Here is a 230-nt window from a genome sequence, read left to right on the forward strand (position 1 = left end):
GCTTGAACTGCGCGCCGACCGCCAGTTCCTCGATCATGAACTGGAAGTCGTAGTCGCCGGAGAGCGCCACCACCTGGCGGCTCGGGTCGGCCTTGACCACTCCCAGCGCGGCGGGAATGGTCCAGCCCAGCGGGCCGGCCTGGCCGCAGTTGATCCAGTGGCGCGGCTGGTAGACATGGAGGAACTGTGCGCCGGCGATCTGCGACAGGCCGATGGTGCTGACGTAGCAG

The 230-nt window shown here is 67.8% G+C and carries 1 protein-coding gene; it reads right to left on the minus strand.

Features of this window, described 5'->3' with window-relative positions:
* A partial coding sequence (locus ACLJNW_RS29130) for a thiamine pyrophosphate-dependent enzyme (RefSeq protein WP_410962158.1) occupies positions 1–230 on the minus strand: 230 nt, incomplete at both ends.

The organism is Salmonella sp. SAL4457, from assembly GCF_046548235.1.
GTDB classification, from domain to species: Bacteria; Pseudomonadota; Gammaproteobacteria; order Enterobacterales; family Enterobacteriaceae; genus Salmonella; species Salmonella enterica.